The 21404-nt window shown below is 66.9% G+C and carries 21 protein-coding genes; 12 read left to right on the top strand and 9 right to left on the bottom strand.

Translation table 11 applies throughout. The annotated features are described in order from the left end of the window. Nucleotides 1-29 precede the first annotated feature (29 nt). From lspA to IHQ52_RS14305, 5 genes are all read right to left on the bottom strand, one after another. On the bottom strand, nucleotides 30-533 hold the full coding sequence (gene lspA, locus IHQ52_RS14285) for a signal peptidase II (RefSeq protein ID WP_005195328.1): 504 nt from the start codon (nucleotides 531-533) through the stop codon (nucleotides 30-32). Continuing rightward, on the bottom strand, nucleotides 530-2488 hold the full coding sequence (locus IHQ52_RS14290) for a heavy metal translocating P-type ATPase (protein WP_005195329.1): 1959 nt from the start codon (nucleotides 2486-2488) through the stop codon (nucleotides 530-532). The genes lspA and IHQ52_RS14290 overlap by 4 nt, the downstream gene beginning before the upstream one ends. Next, nucleotides 2485-2862 (bottom strand): ArsR/SmtB family transcription factor, encoded by a 378-nt coding sequence (locus IHQ52_RS14295; protein WP_005195330.1) that lies wholly within the window; start codon nucleotides 2860-2862, stop codon nucleotides 2485-2487. Before IHQ52_RS14295 ends, IHQ52_RS14290 begins: the two co-directional genes overlap by 4 nt. Nucleotides 2863-3213: 351 nt before the next feature. Beyond that, nucleotides 3214-3531, bottom strand: coding sequence for a hypothetical protein (locus IHQ52_RS14300; RefSeq protein WP_005195331.1), 318 nt, complete (start codon nucleotides 3529-3531; stop codon nucleotides 3214-3216). Nucleotides 3532-3536: 5 nt separating this feature from the next. Then, nucleotides 3537-4442, bottom strand: coding sequence for a GNAT family N-acetyltransferase (locus IHQ52_RS14305; protein WP_005195334.1), 906 nt, complete (start codon nucleotides 4440-4442; stop codon nucleotides 3537-3539). A gap of 95 nt (nucleotides 4443-4537) precedes the next feature. On the opposite strand from IHQ52_RS14305, the gene IHQ52_RS14310 reads away from it, so the two are divergent. The 7 genes from IHQ52_RS14310 (at nucleotide 4538) to IHQ52_RS14340 (ending at nucleotide 12830) form a co-directional block, all read left to right on the top strand. Continuing rightward, nucleotides 4538-5878 (top strand): NAD(P)-binding domain-containing protein, encoded by a 1341-nt coding sequence (locus IHQ52_RS14310; RefSeq protein WP_005195348.1) that lies wholly within the window; start codon nucleotides 4538-4540, stop codon nucleotides 5876-5878. 4 nt (nucleotides 5879-5882) lie between these two features. After that, nucleotides 5883-7106, top strand: a complete 1224-nt coding sequence (locus IHQ52_RS14315) for an MFS transporter (protein ID WP_005195350.1) — start codon at nucleotides 5883-5885, stop codon at nucleotides 7104-7106. Nucleotides 7107-7122: 16 nt separating this feature from the next. Next, nucleotides 7123-8163 (top strand): flavin-containing monooxygenase, encoded by a 1041-nt coding sequence (locus IHQ52_RS14320; RefSeq protein ID WP_005195353.1) that lies wholly within the window; start codon nucleotides 7123-7125, stop codon nucleotides 8161-8163. Nucleotides 8164-8255: 92 nt separating this feature from the next. Continuing rightward, a complete protein-coding gene (locus IHQ52_RS14325; protein WP_024499313.1) occupies nucleotides 8256-8468 on the top strand; it encodes a hypothetical protein in 213 nt (70 codons plus the stop codon). Nucleotides 8469-8647: 179 nt separating this feature from the next. After that, a complete protein-coding gene (locus tag IHQ52_RS14330; RefSeq protein WP_024499312.1) occupies nucleotides 8648-10327 on the top strand; it encodes a heavy metal translocating P-type ATPase in 1680 nt (559 codons plus the stop codon). Beyond that, complete coding sequence (locus tag IHQ52_RS14335) at nucleotides 10324-12486, top strand: copper-translocating P-type ATPase (RefSeq protein ID WP_024499311.1); 2163 nt, start codon at nucleotides 10324-10326, stop codon at nucleotides 12484-12486. The genes IHQ52_RS14330 and IHQ52_RS14335 overlap by 4 nt, the downstream gene beginning before the upstream one ends. Beyond that, on the top strand, nucleotides 12483-12830 hold the full coding sequence (locus IHQ52_RS14340; RefSeq protein ID WP_005195356.1) for a metal-sensitive transcriptional regulator: 348 nt from the start codon (nucleotides 12483-12485) through the stop codon (nucleotides 12828-12830). The genes IHQ52_RS14335 and IHQ52_RS14340 overlap by 4 nt, the downstream gene beginning before the upstream one ends. Before the next feature lie 22 nt (nucleotides 12831-12852). Here the strand turns inward: IHQ52_RS14340 and IHQ52_RS14345 are convergent, their stop codons facing one another. Beyond that, the gene (locus tag IHQ52_RS14345; RefSeq protein ID WP_024499310.1) at nucleotides 12853-13788 is read right to left on the bottom strand and encodes a M23 family metallopeptidase; all 936 of its coding nucleotides are present in this window, start codon (nucleotides 13786-13788) and stop codon (nucleotides 12853-12855) included. A gap of 268 nt (nucleotides 13789-14056) precedes the next feature. On the opposite strand from IHQ52_RS14345, the gene IHQ52_RS14350 reads away from it, so the two are divergent. Further along, nucleotides 14057-14710 carry a DUF305 domain-containing protein gene (locus tag IHQ52_RS14350; protein ID WP_024499309.1) on the top strand — a complete coding sequence of 218 codons (654 nt, stop codon included), beginning with the start codon at nucleotides 14057-14059 and terminating at the stop codon, nucleotides 14708-14710. Between the two features lie 28 nt (nucleotides 14711-14738). Here the strand turns inward: IHQ52_RS14350 and IHQ52_RS14355 are convergent, their stop codons facing one another. Further along, a complete protein-coding gene (locus IHQ52_RS14355) occupies nucleotides 14739-15689 on the bottom strand; it encodes a M56 family metallopeptidase (protein ID WP_005179979.1) in 951 nt (316 codons plus the stop codon). 235 nt (nucleotides 15690-15924) lie between these two features. Here IHQ52_RS14355 and IHQ52_RS14360 point away from each other — a divergent pair, with 235 nt between their 5' ends. From IHQ52_RS14360 to IHQ52_RS14370, 3 genes are all read left to right on the top strand, one after another. After that, complete coding sequence (locus IHQ52_RS14360) at nucleotides 15925-16242, top strand: hypothetical protein (protein WP_024499308.1); 318 nt, start codon at nucleotides 15925-15927, stop codon at nucleotides 16240-16242. A gap of 140 nt (nucleotides 16243-16382) precedes the next feature. Then, nucleotides 16383-17219: a F510_1955 family glycosylhydrolase gene (locus IHQ52_RS14365; protein WP_024499307.1), complete on the top strand. Its 837-nt coding sequence runs from the start codon at nucleotides 16383-16385 to the stop codon at nucleotides 17217-17219. A gap of 535 nt (nucleotides 17220-17754) precedes the next feature. After that, nucleotides 17755-18920, top strand: a protein-coding gene (locus IHQ52_RS14370) for an IS3 family transposase (RefSeq protein WP_085948641.1) whose coding sequence is annotated in 2 segments (ribosomal slippage) — nucleotides 17755-18039 and nucleotides 18042-18920 — 1164 coding nt in all. Because the reading frame shifts where the segments join, the coding sequence is not laid out codon by codon here. A 79-nt stretch (nucleotides 18921-18999) separates the two neighbouring features. Here the strand turns inward: IHQ52_RS14370 and IHQ52_RS14375 are convergent. Both IHQ52_RS14375 and IHQ52_RS14380 read right to left on the bottom strand, forming a co-directional pair. Then, nucleotides 19000-19236 carry a hypothetical protein gene (locus IHQ52_RS14375; RefSeq protein ID WP_074852728.1) on the bottom strand — a complete coding sequence of 79 codons (237 nt, stop codon included), beginning with the start codon at nucleotides 19234-19236 and terminating at the stop codon, nucleotides 19000-19002. A 58-nt stretch (nucleotides 19237-19294) separates the two neighbouring features. Continuing rightward, nucleotides 19295-19732, bottom strand: a complete 438-nt coding sequence (locus IHQ52_RS14380) for a hypothetical protein (RefSeq protein WP_084811750.1) — start codon at nucleotides 19730-19732, stop codon at nucleotides 19295-19297. Nucleotides 19733-20444: 712 nt separating this feature from the next. Here IHQ52_RS14380 and IHQ52_RS14385 point away from each other — a divergent pair. After that, on the top strand, nucleotides 20445-21341 hold the full coding sequence (locus tag IHQ52_RS14385) for an SGNH/GDSL hydrolase family protein (RefSeq protein WP_024499304.1): 897 nt from the start codon (nucleotides 20445-20447) through the stop codon (nucleotides 21339-21341). Nucleotides 21342-21404 lie beyond the last annotated feature (63 nt).

The raw sequence follows: 21404 nt of genomic DNA on the forward strand, positions 1-21404 counted from the left end.
GCGTTGCGCAAGGTGCTCGGGTATGCGGGTCATGGTGAGTGGTCCTCGTTGGATTCGAGGAGCAATGCGCCGATGACGAGGACGACGCCGCAGGTGATGTAGGTGTCGGCGATATTGAAGGTGGCGAACCATCCGGTGTGGAAGTAGTCGGTGACCTTGCCGTCGAGAAGACGGTCGATGACGTTGGCGGCGGCGCCGGCGACGATCGCGGCGAGCCCGACGGTCTGGATCGGGTGACTGTCCGGTGCGGTACGCCACGCGAACACACTGATCGTGGCGGTGATGGCCGCGGTGGCGGCAAGAACGACGGCGGTGGGGAGTTGGTCGCCGAGACTGAAAGCGACCCCGGTGTTGTAGGTCAGGCGCAGTTGCAGCAGGCCGAGATCGACGGTCCGACCCCAGGAAAGAGTGTCGCGTGCAATCGGATCGACGACCAGCGCGATCGCAGCTAAGGCGACGGCGACCGCGACGAGGGTGCGGCGGCCGCGGCGCCACCTGGCTGAGGTCGAGGTGGTGGGCTCGGCGTAGGTCATGACCGAGTCCCGGCGATCGGTTCGCGCGTGATCGCCGAGGGTGTCGCTGCGGTGAGGGTTCGGGCGCGTCCGGCGCGGACGCCGTTGGCGATGACGACGATCTCGGCGACTTCGTGGACGAGGACGACCGCGGCCAGGCCGAGGACACCGAACAGGGCCAGCGGCATCAAGACGGTGATGATCGCCAGGGACAGGCCGACGTTCTGCAGCATGATCGTCCGAGACCGGCGCGCGTGGTGCAGCGCCTGAGGTAGGTGGCGCAGGTCCTCGCCCATCAGAGCGACGTCGGCAGTCTCGATCGCCACGTCGGTTCCTATTGCGCCCATCGCGATACCGAGGTCTGCGGTGGCGAGGGCGGGGGCGTCATTTACTCCGTCGCCGACCATCGCGGTCGGTCGCGCAGCGCGGAGGGTTCCGACGATGCGGGCCTTGTCCTCGGGGCGCAGGTCGGCGTGCACTTCGTCGATGCCGACGTCGGCGGCCAGGGCGCGGGCGGTGCGGTCGTTGTCGCCGGTGAGCATCGCGACCTGGTAGCCGTCGCGGCGCAGGCCGGCGATCACCTCGTGTGCCTCGGGGCGGAGTTCATCGCGGACGGCGACCGCCCCAATCACGGTTCCGGCGCGCTCGATCAGGACCGCGGTGGCGCCGGCACGCTGCATCCGTTCGATGTCGGCGGTGAGGGGGCCGGGGTCGATCCAGCCGGGTCGACCGAGCCGAACCGGTGCGCCGTCGATGCGGCCGGTCAGGCCCGCGCCGGTCACGGCATCGACATCGTCGGCGGGCACGTAGTGGCCGACGGCGGCGAGAATCGCTCGGGCCAGCGGGTGTTCGCTGCGGGCCTCCAACGCCGCGGCCACCGCGAGGACGTCGCCGCGGGTGGCGCCGTTAGCGGCGGCGACGTCGATCACGACGGGCTGGTTGCGGGTGAGAGTGCCGGTCTTGTCCAGCGCGACGGTGCGGATGCGGCCGAGTGCTTCGAGGGCGGCACCGCCCTTGACCAGGACGCCGAGCTTGGACGCGGCGCCGATCGCGGCGACGACCGTCACGGGGATGGCAATCGCCAGCGCGCACGGTGAGGCGGCGACGAGCACGACGAGGGCGCGTTCGATCCACACCCGCGGATCACCGGCGAGGCTGCCGACTGCGGCGATGACCGCGGCCGCGACCATCACGGCCGGGACAAGCGGCTTGGCTATCTTGTCGGCCAGGCGTTGCGCTTCGCCCTTGCGGGACTGCTCGGCCTCGACGATCCGCACGATCTTGGCCAGCGAGTTGTCTTGCGCGCCAGCGGTGACCTCGACCTCGAGGACTCCGGTGCCGTTGATCGACCCGGCGAACACCTCGTCGCCGGGACCGGCCTCGACGGGCACCGATTCGCCGGTGATCGCGGAGGTGTCCAGGGCGGTGCGTCCGGTGCGGATGACGCCGTCGGTCGCGATCCGCTCCCCGGGCTTGACGATCATGATCTCGCCGAGAGCGAGCTCGGCCGGCGGGACGGTCTCCTCGCGGCCGCCGCGGAGCACCGTGGCGGTGTCCGGGACCAGGGACAACAGGGCCCGCAGGCCGCGGCGGGTGCGGGTGACCGCGTACTCCTCGAGCCCCTCGCTGATCGCGAACAGGAACGCGAGCATGGCGGCCTCGCCGACCTCGCCGAGCAGCACCGCTCCGACGGCGGCAATCGTCATCAGCGTGCCGACGCCGATCTTGCCCTTGGCCAGCCTCTTGAGCGTGGACGGGACGAACGTGTAACCCGCCACGATCAGCGCGGCCGCCTCGAACCCCACAGCGAGCGCATCGGCTCCGCCGGTCACGCGAACGATCAGCGCCGCGACCAGCAGCACGCCGGCCGCGGCGGCGGCGCGGATCTCGGTGATGTGCCAGAGCTTTTCGGGCTCGTGTTCTTCCTCGCCTTCGGGGCGGGGTTCGTCGTGGCCGCAGCCGCACGCGTCGCTCATGACTTCTCCTCGGCATCGGTGCCGTAGTTCGGGCACAACGCGACCGCGTTCCCGGTCGCCGCCAGCAGCGTCTCCGCCGAGGCGAGAAGATCCATCAACTCCGGCCGGGCCAGCGCATAGAACACCTGCCGCCCCTGCGGGCGGCCGGTCACCAGCCCGCAGTCTCGCAGACACGCCACATGCGCCGACACCGTCGACTGCGCCAACCCCAACTCGCCGACCAGATCCGCCACCCGAGCCTCACCCGCAGCGAGGCGGCGCACGATCGCCAACCGGGTCCCGTCCGACAGGCTGTGGAACAACGCCACCGCCGCATCGAGGGTCGAGCCGGTACTCCCGGCTGTCAGGCAACCATCCGCACGATCAATCGTCATACGGCGATGATAACCGATGAACTACGATGTTAGATGGGGGTTGGAGATCAGGTGAGGACATGGAGAACTGGCTGACGAATCTGCAGGCCTGGTGGACCTGTCAGGTAATGATGGCGAACGGAACATGTGAGATGTGCGCGTGCACGCCGATGACGGGCTGCTGCTAGGTCGCATGTTGCTTCGGCCGTGAACCCGCTCGTGTCGCCTTCGGTGCAGTGCTGCGCTGTGGGCGGAACGAGCGGGCATCTTTGCCCTCACTCGCGAGGTCACTGATCGGGTCGGTTTCCGCCAATTCGACATTTCGACGATGCTCGAACGCACGGTCCGCATACGCGGACTGAGTGTCTGACGTCAGTGTCGCCGCAGCTCCGCCTGGCGGAGCGCCTCGACGAGGTCGGGAACTGTCGGTGCTCCGGCGGGGCCGTTGGCGGTGTGGTAGACCCTGCAGGTCAGTCCCACCCCGGTGGTCGGCCCGAACGCGTCGACCCGGTCGATGCGGATGGTGGGCGATCCCGGAAACGCTTCGCGTTCTGCCTCGTCCTGGGTGTCGATCGCCCGGAGCACGATCGGCGTTCCGGCGTTCCCGGTCGCGGCGAGGGCCTCGGCGATCTGGTCCCGGGCGATCTGCCAGTTGGGGCAGCCGTCGAAGTAGAGCAGCTCGATGTCCACGACGGTCAGAACGCCGCGCAGCTGGTGGCGGCCTCGGTCTCGGATCGTCGTTCGAGCAGGACGGTGTCGCGCCACTCGCCGCCGAGTTGGGCGATGCGTTCGCGGACCCCGACGGTGCGGAACCCGGCGGAGTGGTGCAGCGCGATCGCGGCCCGGTTCTCCGGGAAGACCGAGGTCTGTAGCGTCCACAGGCCGGCCTGGTCGGCGGCGATCACCTGCGTTCGGAGCAGGGCCTTGCCGACGCCGCGGCCGCGCCAGCCTTCGGCGACACAGACCGCGCTTTCTGCGACCCCGCGGAAGTGCTCGTGGGGCGACGCGGGGGTTAGGGCGGCCCAGCCGACGACGGTGCCGTCGATCTCGGCGACCCACCGGTGATCCGGGAGCCACTGGGTGTCCAGCGTCTTCCGAGGCGGCACCTCGGTGGCGAAGGTGGTGAGACCGGTGGCGATGGCGTCGCTGTAGATGCGGCGCACGGCGGGCCAGTCCTCGTCGGTCATCGGTCGAACGGTCACGTCGCCGGGGAGATCGTCCGGGCAGCACGGGCGCTGGGTGAGCAGGCCCATGACTGCGTCGGCCGCGCTCGGCAGGCCGGTGCAGCACGCCGGGTTGACCACCACGACGGAGCTGGTGCCGTCCTTGTGGACGGTCACGAAGCCGACGTCGGCGAGCTTGCGGACGTGGTGCGAGATGGTCGGCTGGCCGATGCCCAGCCGTGTGGCCAGCTCCCCGATGCTGACGCCGGCCGGGGTGCTGGCGACCTCGTGGAGAAGCCGGACACGGGTCGGTTCGGCCAGGCAGGCGAACCAACCGGCGTAGGTGGCCGCGTCCTCGGCCGCCAAACCGGCCGACGGATGCCCGGCACCTGCACTCGGCGGGACACGGCACTCGGCGGACTCAGTGGACGTAACCATGAACTCAGTATATCGATCGGCATCGATGGTTGCATTCATCGATGGCCATCGATACTGTGGGCATTGATCGAAGAACATCGATGAAAGGTCGAATGATGAACGACTTGCCCGTCGTCGTGATCGGTGCCGGACCCATCGGTCTGGCCGCCTCCGCCGAACTGCGCGAACGCCAGCTCACCCCGCTGGTCTTCGAGCGGGGCCCCCGCGCAGGAGCTGCCGTGGCCGAGTGGAACCACGTGCGACTGTTCTCCCGCTGGGCCGAGGTCATCGACCCCGCCGCCCGCCGCCTGCTCGACCAGACCGGCTGGAATGCCCCCGACGATGAGGCGTATCTGACCGGGCAGGAGTGGGTCCGCGACTACCTCGTCCCGCTCGCCGCCGCACTCGGTGACGCCGTGCAGTTCGGCACCGAGGTCATCGGCGTCGCCCGCCGCGGCCGCGACCTCGTCGTCGACTCCGGCCGCGACACCGAACCGCTGTCCGTGCACATCCGCCGCGCCGACGGCACCGAGGAACGTGTGCTTGCGCAGGCGGTCATCGACGCCTCCGGCACCTGGGGCACCCCGAACCCGCTCGGCGGCGAAGGACTACCCGCGCTCGGCGAGAAGGCCGCGGCCGACGTCATCTCCTACCGCGTCCCGGACCTCGACGACCGGGAAGTGCGCGCGCAGTACGCGGGCAAGCACACCGCGATCGCCGGCGGCGGCCACTCGGCACTGAACGCCATCGTTGCCCTCGCCGCGCTCGAGAAGGAAGCACCCGGCACCCGGATCACCTGGATCCTGCGCCGCGGCGACGTCGCCTCCACATTCGGTGGCGGCGAATCCGACCAGCTGCCCGCCCGCGGCGCCCTGGGCCTGAAGGCGAAGAAGGCCGTCGACGACGGCCTGCTGAACGTCGTCACCGGGTTCCGCACCGCCGCAGTCGAACCCGCCGATCAGGACCGGGTTGCCCTGACCTCCGACAACGGTCAGCGGGTCGACGGTGTCGACCGTGTCGTGGTGCTCACCGGTTTCCGGCCCGAGCTGTCCTGGCTGTCGGAGATCCGCCTCGGCCTCGATCCGGTCCTGCAGGCCCCGATCGAGCTGGCCCCGCTGATCGACCCGAACGTGCACTCCTGCGGCACCGTCTACCCGCACGGCGCCGAGGAACTCAGCCACCCCGAACCCGGCTTCTACCTGGCCGGAATGAAGAGCTACGGCCGCGCACCGACGTTCCTGGCCATGACCGGGTACGAGCAGGTCCGCAGCATCGCCGCCGCGATCGCCGGTGACCACGAGGCCGCCGCCCGCGTCGAGCTGATCCTCCCCGAAACCGGGGTCTGCGGCGGCGCAGGGGTATTCGACGAGCCCGACGCCGACGCCTCGGAAGGCGGCTGCTGCGGCGCGCCGCAGCCAGAGTTGGTGACCCTGACCGCACCCGGCGGGTCACGATAGCCCGATGACGGACACCAAGGCCCCGCCGCAGACCGACACCCTTCCCGCGGCTGGTCTGCGGCGGGTCTTGGCGATCCTGTGCCTGACGGAGATCACCAGCTGGGGCATCCTCTACTACGCCTTCCCCGTGCTGTCGGTGTCCATCGCGGACGACACCGGCTGGTCCCTACAGACGATCATGGCCGCGTTCTCGATCGGCCAGCTCGCCGCCGCATTCACCGGCATCCCCGTCGGCCGCATCATCGACCGCATCGGCCCGCGCGCCATCATGACCGCCGGCTCCGTACTCGCCGTGCCCGCACTGCTCCTCATCGCGACCGCACACAACCTGCCGACGTTCTACGCCGGCTGGATCCTCGCCGGCATCGCGATGGGCGGCGTTCTCTACCCGCCCGCGTTCGCGGCGCTGACCCGCTGGTACGGCGACAGCTACGTCAAGGCGCTGATGATCCTCACCCTCGCCGCGGGCCTGGCGAGCACCGTCTTCGCCCCGCTCGCCGCGACGCTGGTCGAGCGAACCGACTGGCGCGCCACCTATCTCATCCTCGCGGCGATCCTCGCCGTCATCACCATCCCCGCCCACCTGTGGGGGCTGCGCGGGCGCTGGCCGCACCCACCGGCACCGGCGCACGGAGACGCGGCCGATCACCGCGACGCCTCCCGCAGCCCCGCGTTCCTCGCCCTCGTCGCCGCCTTGAGCCTCGGCGCGTTCGCCGCCTTCGCTGGCGTGTTCAACCTCGTGCCGCTGCTCATCGAACAAGGCTTCTCCCCGTCTCTGGCGGCTTTGACCCTCGGCCTGAGTGGGGCGGGACAGCTCCTCGGCCGCATCGGCTACCTGCCCCTCGCGGCCCGTACCTCGGCTCGCAGCCGTGCCATAGGTGTTCTCGTCGCGACCGCCGTCAGCACCGCACTACTGGGTGTCGTGACCACGGTCGTGACCCTGATCACCGTCGCGATCGGCGCCGGACTGATCCGTGGACTGTTCACCCTCGTCCAAGCCACCGCCATCACCGACCGGTGGGGCGCCGTCCACTACGGCCGCCTCAACGGCCTGATGTCCGCCCCCATCGTCATCGTGATGGCACTCGCCCCGTGGGCCGGCACCGCCCTGTCGAATTGGACCGGCAGCTACGCCCACGCCTACCTCGTCCTCGGTGCCATCGCACTCCTCGCAGCCCTCGTCGCGGCCGCCAGCGTCCCCCGCCGCACCGTCGACGCCACTCCCTGATTCGAAGGACCCCCACATGTCCCACTACGACGCCCTCATCGTGGGCGCCGGCCAGTCCGGCCTGGCCACTGCCCACTCCCTCCGCCAGCGTGGCCTGACCGCCGCGATCCTCGAAGCCTCCGACGACACCGCCGGATCCTGGCCGCACTACTACGACAGCCTCACCCTGTTCTCGCCCGCGAAATACAGCTCCCTACCCGGGCTTTCCTTCCCCGGCGACCCCGACCACTACCCGCACCGCGACGAAGTCGTCGACTACCTGCGCCGCTACGCCAAGGGCCTCGACGTCGACATCCACCTCAACCACCGGGTCGACGCCGTCGACCACGACGGCCACACCTTCACCGCCCACACCGACATCGGAACCGCCTTCACCGCACCCCGGCTCGTCGCCGCCACAGGCGGATTCGGCTCACCCCACCTCCCGGCACTGCCAGGACAAGACACGTTCACCGGAAAACTGCTGCATGCCAGCACCTACCGCACCCCCGCCGACCACACCGGGGAGAACGTCATCGTCGTCGGCGCCGGCAACTCCGCGGTCCAGATCGCCGCGGAACTCGCCGACACCACCACAGTCACCCTCGCCAGCCGCACACCGGTGAAGTTCGCCCCGCAACGCCCCCTCGGCCGCGACATGCACTTCTGGTTCACCATCACCGGCATCGACGCCCTCCCCATCGGGCACCGGATCACCAACCCGCCCACCGTGCCGGTCTTCGACACCGGCCGCTACCGCGCCGCCCTCGCCGCATCCCAACCCGTTGCCCGCGAGATGTTCACCCGACTCGACGGCGACACCGCCGTATGGCCCGACGGCACCTCCAGCGACGTCGACGCGATCGTCCTTGCCACCGGATACACACCCCACCTGCCCTACCTCGCCGGTATCGGTGCTCTCGACCAGGACGGGCGCCCCCGGCAACGGAAAGGCCTGTCCACCACCCACACCGGACTCGGCTACATCGGCCTCGAATGGCAGCGCAGCCTCTCCTCCGCATCTTTACGGGGAGTCGGCCGTGACGCTCGCTACCTCGTCAGGCGGATGGTCAGGTAGACGCTGATGGCGGGGTTGGTGTCGGTGCCCGCAGATACGATCGTGATCACTCAAGTGGTGACCACAAGGGGGACGACATGGCTGGATTCACGATGGATCCGAACTTCGAGAAGAAGCTCGCGAAGCAGGTTGCGGGAAACATGCAGCGGGAGGTCGACGCCGTCTACCGCCAGTGCAAAGGCCAGCCCGTAGCCACGGTCAAGCGAGCGCTGCAACGCAAGCTTGGCACCGCCCTCGTCGAGCCGACTTTGACCAGCATCGCCGAAGCAATCAGCCGCGGTGACAATGTCAAGATCAAGCTCTGACAAGAGCAGTCACGCCTTCGTTGGCGCGTCGGTTCGGGAGACGGTCGTCAGCAGATGATTGCGGCAAACGCATTGCTGGCGAGCTCCTGCCATCCTAGTCCGGTAAAGGATTCACCCTGACGGTCAGCGCTTCTGACGGTGCAGGCAACATCTACCTTGAGGTAGCCGCGGGGGTCACGATGTTCGTCCTGGCCGGCCGATACTTCGAGAAGCGGTCCAAACGGCGCGCCGGTGCGGCGTTGCGGGCCTTGTTGGAGCTGGGCGCCAAAGACGTCACAGTGATCAGGGACGGCCACCAGCATCGGATCCCGATCGGCGAGCTCGCCATTGACGACGAGTTCAATGTGCGCCCCGGCGAGAAGATCGCCAGCGACGGTGTGGTGGTGTCCGGCACCTCGGCAGTCGATGCCAGCATGGTCACCGGCGAGTCGATGCCAGTCCAGGTCGCCCCCGCCGACACCGTGACCGGCGGAACGGTCAACGCCGGCGGGCACCTGCGGGTGCGGGCGACCCGCGTGGGAGCGGACACCCAACTCGCGCAAATGGCCGCGATGGTCGAACGCGCCCAGACCGGCAAAGCCCACGCCCAGCGACTGGCCGACCGGATCTCAAGTGTCTTCGTGCCGGTGGTCATCGCCGTCGCCATCGCTGTCCTCGGCGCGTGGATCGGCGCCGGCTATCCCCTGCAAGCGGCGTTCACCGCCGCGGTCGCTGTGCTGATCATCGCCTGCCCCTGCGCTCTGGGACTGGCCACCCCGACCGCACTTCTGGTCGGTACCGGCCGCGGAGCCCAACTCGGCATCGTGATCAAAGGCCCCGAAGTCCTCGAATCCACCCGAACCGTCGACACCGTTGTCCTCGACAAAACCGGCACGGTCACCACGGGACAGATGACACTCGTCCAGGTCACCACTGCTCCCTCCACCACTCGCGAAGACGTGCTCGCCCTCGCGGGGGCGGTGGAGAATGCCTCCGAGCACCCCGTCGCGGCCGCCATCGCTGCTGGTGCAGCCGCCGAAGTCGGGCCGCTCGACGAGGTCGACGACTTCCGCAACTTCGAAGGTCGAGGCGTGCGCGGTCTGGTCCAGGGACGTGTGGTCACCGTCGGGCGTCCGACGCTGCTGGCCGAACACGGCATCGCCGTGGATGACCCTCACCTCAACGAGGCGCAGACCGCCGCCGAAGAAGCCGGACAGACCGCCGTACTCGTCGCCTGGGACGGCCGCGCCCATGCGGTCCTGGCGGTCGCCGATGCGATCAAACCCACCAGCGCACACGCCATCGCCCGGCTCGCCGCACTGGGTATGACGCCCATCCTGTTGACCGGCGACAACCAGACCGTCGCCGATGCCGTGGCCGCTGAGGTCGGTATCGACACCGTCATCGCTAACGTCTTGCCGGCCGACAAAGCCGCCGTCATCACCGACCTGCAATCCGACGGCAAGGTTGTGGCCATGATCGGCGACGGCGTCAACGACGCCGCTGCCCTGGCCCACGCCGATCTCGGGCTGGCGATGGGCACCGGCACCGACGCCGCCATGCATGCCGCTGACATCACCCTGGTCCGCGGCGACCTCAACGCTGCCGCCGACGCGATCGCCTTGGCACGCACCACTCTGAAAACGATCAAAATGAACCTGTTCTGGGCATTCGCCTACAACGTCGCCGCGATACCGCTGGCCGCGCTGGGACTGCTCAACCCCATGCTGGCCGGGGCCGCCATGGCGTTGTCCAGCGTGTTCGTCGTCAGTAACAGCCTGCGGCTGCGCGCCTTCACCAGCCCGCCCCACTCATCGTCCACAGTTCCACCCACCAACCCCTCGACGTATACCCCCAAGGGGTATAAGGTAGCGGCATGAACGAGCACTCTTCCCCTGAGCACGTCGGTCACGACGCCGCCGATGAACGCCACCACGGCCAACTCGCCGCAGCGTCACACAACCACCACGATCACCATGCTGAGCGCGCCCGCGCAGACCATGATCACGCTGGGCATGGGGGGCATGGTGATCACGCCGGGCAGTTCCGGCGGCTGTTCTGGATCATGCTGGCCCTGGCTGTGCCGGTCGTGGCCTTTTCGCCCATGTTCGCGATGCTCATCGGCTATGACCTACCCGATGGTGAAGTGTTGAAGTGGGTCTCACCGGTGCTGGGTACGGTGATGTACTGCTGGGGTGGGCGGCCGTTCCTGGTAGGCGCCTATTCAGAACTGCGGTCGCGTGCACCGGGAATGATGCTGTTGATCGCCTTGGCGATCACGGTGGCCTTCGTGGCGTCCTGGGGTGCGAGCATCGGTGTGTTGCACCACGAACTGGACTTCTGGTGGGAACTGGCGCTGCTCATCGTGATCATGCTGTTGGGGCATTGGATCGAGATGCGGTCGCTGGCCCAGACGACCTCGGCCCTGGACTCGCTGGCCGCGCTGCTGCCCGATGAGGCCGAACGCGTCGATGGCGACCAGATCACCACGGTTGCTCCCAGTGAGCTGCAGGTCGGAGATGTGGTGATCGTGCGCCCGGGGGCCAGCGTGCCGGCCGACGGTCGCGTCGTAGACGGCTCGGCCGAGCTCGATGAATCCATGGTCACCGGAGAATCGCGCACGGTGCGCCGCGGCATCGGCGATCAGGTGGTGGCCGGCACGGTGGCCACCGACTCGGGGCTGCGGGTCCAGATCACCGCCACCGGCGATGACACGGCGCTGGCCGGGATTCAGCGCCTGGTGGCAGACGCGCAGAACTCCACCTCCCGCGCCCAGCGGCTGGCCGATTCCGCTGCAGCGCTGCTGTTCTGGTTCGCGCTCGGCTCAGCGATCATCACCGCCATCGTGTGGACGGTCATCGGCCAACCCGACCAGGCGGTGATTCGAACCATCACCGTGCTGGTCATCGCCTGCCCGCACGCACTCGGCTTGGCTATCCCCCTGGTGGTGGCCATTGCCACCGAACGCGCCGCCCGCGGCGGCGTGCTGGTTAAAGACCGGTTGGCACTTGAGGCCATGCGCACTGTGGATGCGGTGCTGTTCGACAAGACCGGAACCCTGACCAAGGGTGAGCCCACGGTCATCGAGATCGCGGCCGCCGACGGCGTCGATGAGGACACCGTGCTCGCCCTGGCCGCCAGCGCCGAAGCCGACAGTGAGCACCCGTTGGCGCGAGCGATTGTCGCAGCTGCCGGAGACCGCGCGCGGCCGGTGCCGGCGGCCACCGACTTCACCTCGTCACCGGCGGTCGGTGTGACCGCTCGCGTCGAGGGCGCCACAGTGCGGGTGGGCGGGCCCCGCATGCTCGAGGAACAGGGCCATCAGGAACTGGCCATCGCTGATCGCTGGCGCGCCGACGGCGCAATCATCCTGCATGTCACCCGCGACACTGAGCTGATTGGAGCTCTCAAACTTGCTGATGAGGTGCGCGGGGAATCCCGCCAAGCCGTCGAGGTGCTGCACGCCCGCGGGGTCGAGGTTGTGATGATTACCGGCGACGCCGAAGCAGTGGCGCACACCGTCGCTCACGACCTCGGTATCGATCGGGTGTTCGCCGGTGTACGGCCGGAAGACAAAGCCAGCAAGGTGGCCGAACTGCAGCACGAAGGCCGCAAGGTGGCGATGGTGGGCGACGGCGTCAACGACGCCCCCGCCCTGGCCCAGGCCGATGTGGGCATCGCGATCGGGGCCGGCACCGACGTCGCGATCGCCTCGGCCGGGGTCATCCTCGCCAGCGACGACCCCCGCTCGGTGCTGTCGGTCATCGAGCTGTCGGACGCCAGCTACCGAAAAATGAAGCAGAACCTGTGGTGGGCAGCGGGATACAACCTGATCTCTGTACCGCTGGCCGCCGGAATTCTCGCGCCCATCGGGTTCGTCCTGCCGATGTCGGTCGGAGCGATTCTGATGTCAGCCTCGACGGTCGTGGTCGCACTCAACGCGCAACTGTTACGCCGACTCGACCTGCAGCCAGGCGCGAGTACAGTGCGTGGACTGCAGCACAACCGACCGAGATCCATTGAGAAGGTGAGTCCATGACCGCTGCGTCCGCACCGGGACAATCCTCCACCCCGGAAGAATCCTCTGCCTCGGAACACTCTTCCCACGGTTACATCAGCGATAAGGGCAAATACCTGGCCCGCCTCAAGCGCATCGAGGGGCAATCCCGAGGTATCTATCGGATGGTCGACGAGGAGCAGTACTGCATCGACATCCTGACCCAGATTTCGGCGCTGACCAAGGCGCTGGAGGGGGTCGCGCTGGGTTTGCTCGACGACCATCTCACCCACTGTGTGCTCGATGCCGCCCACGCCGGCGGGGACGAGGCGCAGGAGAAGATCGCTGAAGCCTCGGCGGCCATCGCTCGCCTCGTTCGTTCCTGAGCCACCCACCACGCCGGGTTCGTCACAGGCGTGGTTCGCCGACCCACTGCGGCACCACCGGCCCCGGCGCGCGGGCGTCTGCATCAGCGGCCATCGCCAGAACCACCCCGCGATCGGCCAGCCACTGTGCCGGATCGACGTTGACTCCCGTCGGGTCGAGAACCTCGAAATGCAGATGCGGGCCGGTCGAGACCCCACGGTTGCCCACTGTGGCGATCGATTGGCCCATCCGTACTCGCGCGCCCTGCTCGAGCAGATTCTCGTCGTTGTGGCCGTAGGTGGTGATCGTGCCGTCATCGTGCCGGATCCGCATCCACAACCCGAACCCCTCGGCAGGTCCGGAGGTGATGACCTCCCCGTCAGCTATCGCGACAATGGGCGCGCCCAGATCATTGCCGATATCAATGCCCTGATGGCCCCGTCCGTCACCGAAGGTGGACGTGATCTCGCCCGCAGTCGGCGCCACCGCACCGCCACTACCGGGCAGCAGCGGTGTCGGCGTTCCGGGTTCCTGCGGCTGGGGGCCATGCGGCTCGTTCGGATCGTGCGGCACGATTGCGGCGATCAGGGTGGCTACCAGCCGAGCCAGCGGTAACGCGTCGATGATCCGGAACCCGTCTATCGGATCAATGAGCGAAAACGTGCCGAAGCACTGCAGTGCGGCTGCACTGCCCGCATCGCCGACGCTGCCCGACTGGGCCTGAGCGCCCAGGCAGGACGCCGTCTGCGTGATCGGCTTCCCCAAATTCGCAGCCGCGGCACCACCCAAAGCGGCCTTCACCGAGTCCTGCACGATCGCGATCAGCTCCCCGGCCACATGTCCATCGGTCGAGGCCGCCGCCGGTGCGGTGGCAATCACAGGCGCAACACCCACACACACCGCCGCTGCCACCCCCAGCGCTTTGGGGCCCCACTGCTGCCCCGCCTTGACCCGTAGCGATGTCAACACCATCTGCATGCGGTCGGACCTTTCCCGCGGACGTCGTAGACCCACGCACGAGTGCCATGCGTGTACCCGCGAGATCACACCACAAGTCACTTGTGCCCCACCAGTCACACGCGGCTCCACTACGAAGCGAACTAATCGGGCATTGGTGGCTTTGTTTGCGCAGTTCACCGCCCGTTTTGTGGGTGCGGGCAGGCGACTAACTACTATCGGTGTTAGTAGAATTGTTATCGAAGCGCCGCCGGGCGGTGGCGAAGTATCACTCTTGAGGAGGAGATCGATGAGAGTCACACGAACCGGTGTCGTCGTTGCTGCCGCGGCGGCTGTTCTGACAGTGGTGGCCGCGTGTTCGGACACCTCGACTGAGGATCATTCCTCGATGTCGGGGATGGGTACCAGCACGGTCAGTACCGAATCGTCAGCGGCGGCCTCTGCCGAACACAACAGCGCGGACATCTCGTTCGCCCAGCAGATGATCCCGCACCACACCCAGGCGATCATGATGAGCGACATCCTGTTGGAGAAGGACAACATCAACCCCCAGGTCGTCAGTCTGGCCCAGCAGATCAAAGACGCTCAGCAGCCTGAGATCGAGCAGATGCAGTCGTGGCTGAAGCAATGGGGAGCCCCACTCGAGGGCCAGGGACACAACATGGACATGGGTACGTCGATGGCGCCGGGTTCCTCCCCGATGCCGTCGATGATGGGCATGATGTCGCCAGAACAGATGCAGCAGCTACGCGACGCGCAAGGAGCCGAGGCGTCGCGCCTGTTCCTGACGCAGATGATCGAACACCATCGCGGCGCCATCGCCATGGCCAAGACCGAGATTCAAGACGGCCAATCGCCCGAGGCGATCGCTCTGGCACGTCAGATCGTCACTGATCAGGAGAGCGAAATTGCGAGGATGCAGCAGCTTCTCAACAACCCCTAGCGGTCGGACCTGCCCGGGTCGGTCTCGGCTACACACACATCGCGATCACCATCGCCGAGACGACACCGGACACCGCTAGCGTGGTCGGCACCGCCACCACACCAGCCACCGCCGCGGCAGCACCCACATGATGACGTCGCGACCGGCACCGGTGACCGGAGTCCAAGCGGCTCAACCGAGGCCCCACCGACGACGAATCGCTGATCGACAACACACCCACCGGGCCCGCTACAGGTCCCGAACGGGCCAACGTTCCCAACGCCGAGCAGACCGCCCGCGCACCCACCAGCTGGGCCGCGCGGGCATCGGCGGCTTGCTCGACCAAGCCGGCGACCTCACGGCCCGCGCGGCTGAACAACGGAATCAGCGGGAACGCACGCCCGAGAGCGCGGGCCGCCAACACCACGGTGTGATGACGTTGCCGCCGGTGTGCGCGCTCATGAGCAACGACGGCATCGAGTTCCTCACCGGACAACGCCGCCTGCAACCCGGTCGTGGCGGCAATGCCGGCATCCTTGCCCGGCAGACAAAACGCCATCGGCCGCCCGTCGGCGAGCCACCACACATCGGGATAGCGCTCACTGCGGGCGCCCACCAACCGCAACGACTGAAGATACTCCTCACGAGCACCACGCATCCGCACCGCCGATCGCACCGCGATCGTCACCGCTCGGACAATCGCTGCCACGGTCACCACCGCCAGCACGCCACCAGAGATCGCTTCCACCCGCGGGGATGCGCCGTGTGACAACACCCGCAGACACGACACCACCTCAGACAACGAATGGATGCCGAAATGACCGGGAACCGCCAGCGTCACAACAGCTCCCACCCACAACAACGCAAACACGACCTGCGCGGCCGGCCAGGCCACCAACACCCAACGAGCATCGATACGGCCCTGCACCCGAACCATCCATCGAGGCCACAGCCAGCCCAGCACACCTGCGGCAACAACTAGCACCACCGCTGCACTCATGGATGCTCACCCATCGTTCGCCTCGATCCTCGACGCCCGCCGTCGTGCTCGCTGAGACCCACGCTCAATACACCTTCCCGGCGGTCCGCCACCTGCACCACCAGCCAGTATGCCCCAGGGGCTCGTCCGTGACGCCGCAACTCCAGCACCCACCGCGCCGCCAATTACTAGGCCCTATAGTAGTTAGATGACGCGGGTTGACCCAGCCTGCGCGTACTAGTTCGAGGGATGCGCTGTGACCGAGAACCCGAGGGGGACGCACTCGCCCCCGGACGACCACCGTCGTCAGTATCTGCATGCCATGCGCGACGTCTACCGGGCACCCACGCCATACTCGGCCCACCAGTTCTTCCACCGCGCCCATCACTTCAGCGTCACCTCGAACCGACGCCGCCACCTCGCCGCACACATCGGTCTCGTCCGCCACCTCGCTGCGATCGGCGACCTCGCCGGGGCGCGTCACCACCTCGGTACCGTCCTTGCCTCCCTCGTCCTCCAAAGACATTGCGGCCAACAACCTTCGCAGGCTTCCATCCCCATCCAGATGTCGTGACCACGACCACGACGCCCCAGAGGGCCAGGGTGGCTCTCTACCGACCCTCGATCCCGGTCTCGCCGCTATCGCCGATCACCCACACCACCCAGAGACGCCACGCCCGAACTCGGCCCTATCCACACGAAAGTCCTAGCCGCTTGCCTGTCTCGAGCCTGTCCATCCGCACTGTTGCGGTCGTAGTCATCGCCACGCTGACTGTGCTGAGCGGTTGTGCCACCCAGGAACAACCCACATCCCCACCGACGTCGGCAACCTCACCAGAGATAGTCGCAACACTGACCCCAGAACTCGACCACCTTCACGCCCTGCACATCCGCGCCGACGGCACGATCCTCGCCGGAACTCACACCGGCGTAGTCGCCCTCACCGCAGACGGAACCACCAGCCGGGTCGGCGTCTCCGACGACGACTTCATGGGACTGACCGGGGTACCCGGCTCTGATCGGCTCTTCGCCTCCGGCCATCCCAGCCCGCGGAGCTCGGCACCCAACCCGCTGGGACTCGTCGCCAGCGAAGATGGCGGGCAGACATGGACACCGAGATCGGTGGCCGGCCAAATCGACTTCCACGCGCTCGCCACCAACGGACAACTACTCGTAGGCTTCGACGGAATCAACCGCCTGCTCGTATCGACCGACGACGGGACAAGCTGGAACACCGGCGCGTCCCTGGCCGCAGCAGCACTCACGATCACCGACCACGGCGTCTGGGCGACCACCCCCGCAGGGCTGCAACACAGCACCGACGACGCCCAGACCTTCACAATCGTCCCCGATGCGCCGGCCCTAGCCCTCCTGGCGGCCGCACCCGATGGCACGCTCTGGGGCATTGACACCGCCAACACCGTCTGGCGCAGCCCAGACGGCACACACTGGGAACAACGCAGCACCATCAGCAGTGTCACCGCGCTGGTCGCCAGAGACGCCGAAACTGCATACGCCGCAAACGGGCAATCGCTATACACGCTCAGCTAACGGACTCGTGGGGAGCAACGAAGGAAGGAGGCGACTGAGATCCGGAAGAGCGTTTAGATCTCGCCCACTCCTCGCGAGAACCGCCTAGGTCGCCCGGGCACCCCCCTCTGTCAGATCGCCTTGGGCGGGGACGGCCATCGAAGGCCCCGCCAATCGGCTGTCCTGGTAGCTGCAGTGATGACATAACGTAAAATCGGCGATGAACAAGGACGAGTGAAAACAGATGCGAGTCAGCACCTTTGGGTTCTGACCGTTCCCCCGATGCTAAGCAAAGATCACTACCCTGGGTTGGAGTGGCGCCACGTCAGTGGTTGCCGCCTGGCTCCCGAGTCCGTTGTCAGCTGGAACTCACACTGGGCGGGTTCTAGTCCGTAACGTACGGACTGAGCCTGTCTAGGCCCGCCCCCTGTTACTCGTCATACTTCAACACGTCTCGCTACCGGCTGAATGACGCAGGGGGAGAACGGGGCTGGTGCACGAGTAGGTGACATCTGATCTGGCTTGCCCTGCCGGGCGGCCTGGAAGGATGCCAGCTGTGCCCAAGCCCTATCCCCAGGAGTTCCGCGACGACGTTGTCCGCGTCGCCCAGAACCGTGAAGACGGTGTGACTCTCGAACAGATCGCTGCCGACTTCGGTATCCACCCGATGACCCTGAACAAGTGGATCCGCAAGGCCGACGTGGAGGCCGGGATCAAGCCCGGCACCACGTCGGCCGAATCGCGTGAGCTGCGCGAGGCCAAGCGGCGTGTGCGCCTGCTTGAACAGGAGAACGAGGTCTTACGCCGGGCGGCGGCGTACCTGTCCCAAGCGAATCTGCCGGGAAAAGGTGGTACCCGCTCGTGAGTGAGCTGGCCGCTGACGGCATCCCCGTCACGGTGGCGTGTCGGGTACTCAAGATCGCTCGCCAGCCCTACTACCGGTGGCGCAAGAACCCGATCACCGACGCCGAGCTCGCCGAGGCGTACCGGGCCAACGCCCTGTTCGACGCCCACCGCGAAGACCCGGAGTTCGGCTACCGCTACCTCGCCGACGAGGCCGAAGCCGCAGGCGAGAAGATGTGCCGGCGGACGGCGTGGCGGATCTGCTCCGCCGGCGGCTGGACCAGCACCATCAGCAAGAGAGGCCGCGGCAAGCACCGCAAGGCCGGCCCGCCTGTACACGACGATCTCGTCAAGAGAGACTTCACCGCGCCCGGCCCCAACGAGCTGTGGCTGACCGACATCACCGAGCACTGGACGGCCGAGGGCAAGCTGTACCTGTGCGCGATCAAGGACGTCTACTCGGGCCGGATCGTCGGGTACTCGATCGACTCGAGAATGAAGTCCCGCCTGGCCGTGGCCGCCCTGAACAGCGCTGTCGCCAGGCGAGGGGACGTGGCCGGCTGCGTTCTGCACAGCGATAGAGGGTCTCAATTTCGTTCGAAGAAGATGCAGAAGGCCATCACCCGGCACGGCATGCTCGGGTCGATGGGCAGGGTCGGTGCGTGTGGTGACAACGCGGCGATGGAGAGCTTCTTCTCGCTGCTACAGAACAACGTCCTCGACCGTCGATCCTGGGCCACCAGAGACGAGCTCCGGGCCGCCATCGTGCACTGGATCGAACGGACCTACCACCGCCGCAGACGACAGGACCGCCTCGGCAGATTGACCCCCATTGAATTCGAGACCATCATCAACCACGAGGCCCCTCAGGCCGCGTGACTAACCCTGTCACCTATCCGTGCACCAGGCCCAACACCTCTCACGGTGATGTGACATAAGTGTTGCCACTCACGTACCCCTAACCGTTGAAGGGTGGAAGGCCGAAATGTCGAAGCGCAATGAGGGTTGCGATGATCTCCACGATGGCGATGAGAAGCGCCGAGATCGCAATGCCAGCGCCGCGTTCGTACGGCCGTCTTTGGACTTCGGAGAACGCAATGAACGCGAACACAACAGTGACCGGGATCAGGCCCAGGAGCGCGGCGAACAGTGCGAGGCAGGCACAAAGGTTCGTCGTTTCTTCAGGTTTGGGCAAGTGGACTGGGTCCGCGGTGAGGGTGACGCGCGAGCCTTCGCGACGAGTTACGGGCACGCTACTGAGCCGTCCAATCGCCAAACGGCAGACCAACACTGAATAGCAACACGACCACAACCGCTATCTCAACGACAGCGATGACGATGGCAGCGACGGCTAAGCCGAAGCCTTGCTCGTGCGGTCGTCGTGCTGTCTCGCGGATCGCAATCCACGCGAGAACGATCGCGGCCGGCACAATTCCCGCGAGTGCCGCGAATAGTGCTGCGATGGCGCAACCGTTCGTCGTTTCATCAGGGTGATGGCCGTACGGGGTCACCTGCGTGCGTCCACGCGTCAGAGTGCTGCTCATGCGTATGCCGTCAGTGCAGCCGAAGTAGTTCGTCGTGGCGTTGTCATCGACACATAAAAGGGCACGTCTGAGTGTAGGTGCACCGCGCTGAGCCGCAGTACGTCGGATATACAACTCCTCGGCGTGCCGGTGCTTCTCGGCGTACATCGAACAGTTCTAGTTGGGACTGTGTCAGCTGGAGTGGTGGACGAATACCCTCCTGACTTCAGTGTGCCAAGGTCGTACCCCGTCCGACCATCCGCGCCTGGCTTGCCGGTGTCGGCATTCACCACCAGCGCTGCGAGGGAAGGCTCCCCCGCGTGATTGCACTCATCCGACAACGCGTCGAGGACGCGCGGCAACCTATTGCGTAGCTCGACTCCACTCATGCCGATCGCCGTTCCGAGCTCTTTATAAGTCAGCAACGTTCTACGCATTGCCGCGACAGTAAGCGCAGCTCGTGCTCGCGCGACCTCATCTTTCCAGTCTTTAGCCATTCCCCCAATGTAGGGCTGCGGCTAGCTGTGTGTACCGCGTCGGCGACGTCATCCAATGATCCGTGTCCCACCACGGCCCGGCCGGACCTTACACGACCGGTCGCGCGCGGGGCTAAGTTACTCGCCCTACATCAACACGTCCCGTTACCAATTAAAGAAGACGAGTCGAAACAGATGAGAAGACTCGACTTCTCCATATGTCAACCTGACGCGCGAATGCATCATTGTGGTGCGACGAGTTTCGTCACCAGCGACGAAAATGTTACGGGTGTCTCGATTGGGCTATCCCCGTAAATGCGGACGCCGATCGTGGGTTTGTCGGCCCGTATGTTAGATTCAACTAACAACATCAGTCACTTGAGCACCACGATCTGGAGTTCCGGATGCCCTTGCCGTACGGCCGCAGGCCCCACCGACGCCTCGGCATCCGAACCGTGCTGACCGCGGCGGCCACCGCCGTCGCTCTCGTTGGCGGACTCGCCCAGGCGGGCGGGGCCCAGGCAGCGGACGGATACCCGTTCGTGAATCTCGGTGACAGCTACAGCGCAGGCGCATCGGTGTTCCCCCAGGCGACGAGTGCGGCAACCTTCTGCTCGAACTCGCTGGTCAACTACTCCCACCTCGTCGCCAAGCGACACGGGACCCCGGTCGCCGACGTCAGTTGCGCAGGCGCGACGACCGAGAACCTGAACCGGTCGCAGTACCGGTGGCAGGGGCCGCAGATCAGCGCGGTGGGACCGGCGACCCGCTTGATCACCCTGACGATCGGCGCAAACAACAACGGGCTGTTCAACTACTCGACCTCGGCCTGCCAGCAGGCCTGGCTGTCCGCGCCGTTGTCGGCGGCCCCATGCCGCGATGAGTTCGGGACCTCGTTGGTCGACAAGATCAACTCCTCGACGTACCCCGACCTCGTGAACGCGTTGCGCCACATCAACCGCGCCGCGCCGCGCGCCCGCGTCCTCCTCGTCGGGTATCCGCAGATCTTCCCGGCCGTGGGCACTGCGCTCTGCTCGGTGTCTTTGCTTACGGCGCCCGGAGACATCGAATACCTGCACCGGGCCTTCGCTGCCCTCAACGACGCCATGCGCCGCGCCGCCGCAGCCACGCACGCAACCTATGTCGACATGACCAAGGTCTCCACCGGCCACGACGCCTGCGCGGGCGATCGGCGATGGGTCGAGCCGACGTTGGGTGCGGTCAGCTTCCCGGCGATGCACGCCAACACACGTGGCCAGCAGGCGATGGCCGATCAGGTCATGGCCGCACTGCGTCGCTGAGGGACCGCTTTCGAGGACCTGCTCCCCGAAAGCGGGGGTAGGAAGTGTCCGGGGGCGAGCAAC

Origin of the sequence: Gordonia amicalis (assembly GCF_022059885.1) — a bacterium.
GTDB classification, from domain to species: domain Bacteria; phylum Actinomycetota; class Actinomycetes; order Mycobacteriales; family Mycobacteriaceae; genus Gordonia; species Gordonia amicalis.

Bases quoted from the DNA above. Each gene is read 5' to 3' on its own strand.
- lspA (WP_005195328.1), bottom strand. From the start codon at position 533: ATGACCTACGCCGAGCCCACCACCTCGACCTCAGCCAGGTGGCGCCGC.
- IHQ52_RS14290 (WP_005195329.1), bottom strand. From the start codon at position 2,488: ATGAGCGACGCGTGCGGCTGCGGCCACGACGAACCCCGCCCCGAAGGC.
- IHQ52_RS14295 (WP_005195330.1), bottom strand. From the start codon at position 2,862: ATGACGATTGATCGTGCGGATGGTTGCCTGACAGCCGGGAGTACCGGC.
- IHQ52_RS14305 (WP_005195334.1), bottom strand. From the start codon at position 4,442: ATGGTTACGTCCACTGAGTCCGCCGAGTGCCGTGTCCCGCCGAGTGCA.
- IHQ52_RS14310 (WP_005195348.1), top strand. From the start codon at position 4,538: ATGAACGACTTGCCCGTCGTCGTGATCGGTGCCGGACCCATCGGTCTG.
- IHQ52_RS14315 (WP_005195350.1), top strand. From the start codon at position 5,883: ATGACGGACACCAAGGCCCCGCCGCAGACCGACACCCTTCCCGCGGCT.
- IHQ52_RS14320 (WP_005195353.1), top strand. From the start codon at position 7,123: ATGTCCCACTACGACGCCCTCATCGTGGGCGCCGGCCAGTCCGGCCTG.
- IHQ52_RS14325 (WP_024499313.1), top strand. From the start codon at position 8,256: ATGGATCCGAACTTCGAGAAGAAGCTCGCGAAGCAGGTTGCGGGAAAC.
- IHQ52_RS14330 (WP_024499312.1), top strand. From the start codon at position 8,648: ATGTTCGTCCTGGCCGGCCGATACTTCGAGAAGCGGTCCAAACGGCGC.
- IHQ52_RS14335 (WP_024499311.1), top strand. From the start codon at position 10,324: ATGAACGAGCACTCTTCCCCTGAGCACGTCGGTCACGACGCCGCCGAT.
- IHQ52_RS14340 (WP_005195356.1), top strand. From the start codon at position 12,483: ATGACCGCTGCGTCCGCACCGGGACAATCCTCCACCCCGGAAGAATCC.
- IHQ52_RS14345 (WP_024499310.1), bottom strand. From the start codon at position 13,788: ATGCAGATGGTGTTGACATCGCTACGGGTCAAGGCGGGGCAGCAGTGG.
- IHQ52_RS14350 (WP_024499309.1), top strand. From the start codon at position 14,057: ATGAGAGTCACACGAACCGGTGTCGTCGTTGCTGCCGCGGCGGCTGTT.
- IHQ52_RS14355 (WP_005179979.1), bottom strand. From the start codon at position 15,689: ATGAGTGCAGCGGTGGTGCTAGTTGTTGCCGCAGGTGTGCTGGGCTGG.
- IHQ52_RS14380 (WP_084811750.1), bottom strand. From the start codon at position 19,732: ATGTACGCCGAGAAGCACCGGCACGCCGAGGAGTTGTATATCCGACGT.
- IHQ52_RS14385 (WP_024499304.1), top strand. From the start codon at position 20,445: ATGCCCTTGCCGTACGGCCGCAGGCCCCACCGACGCCTCGGCATCCGA.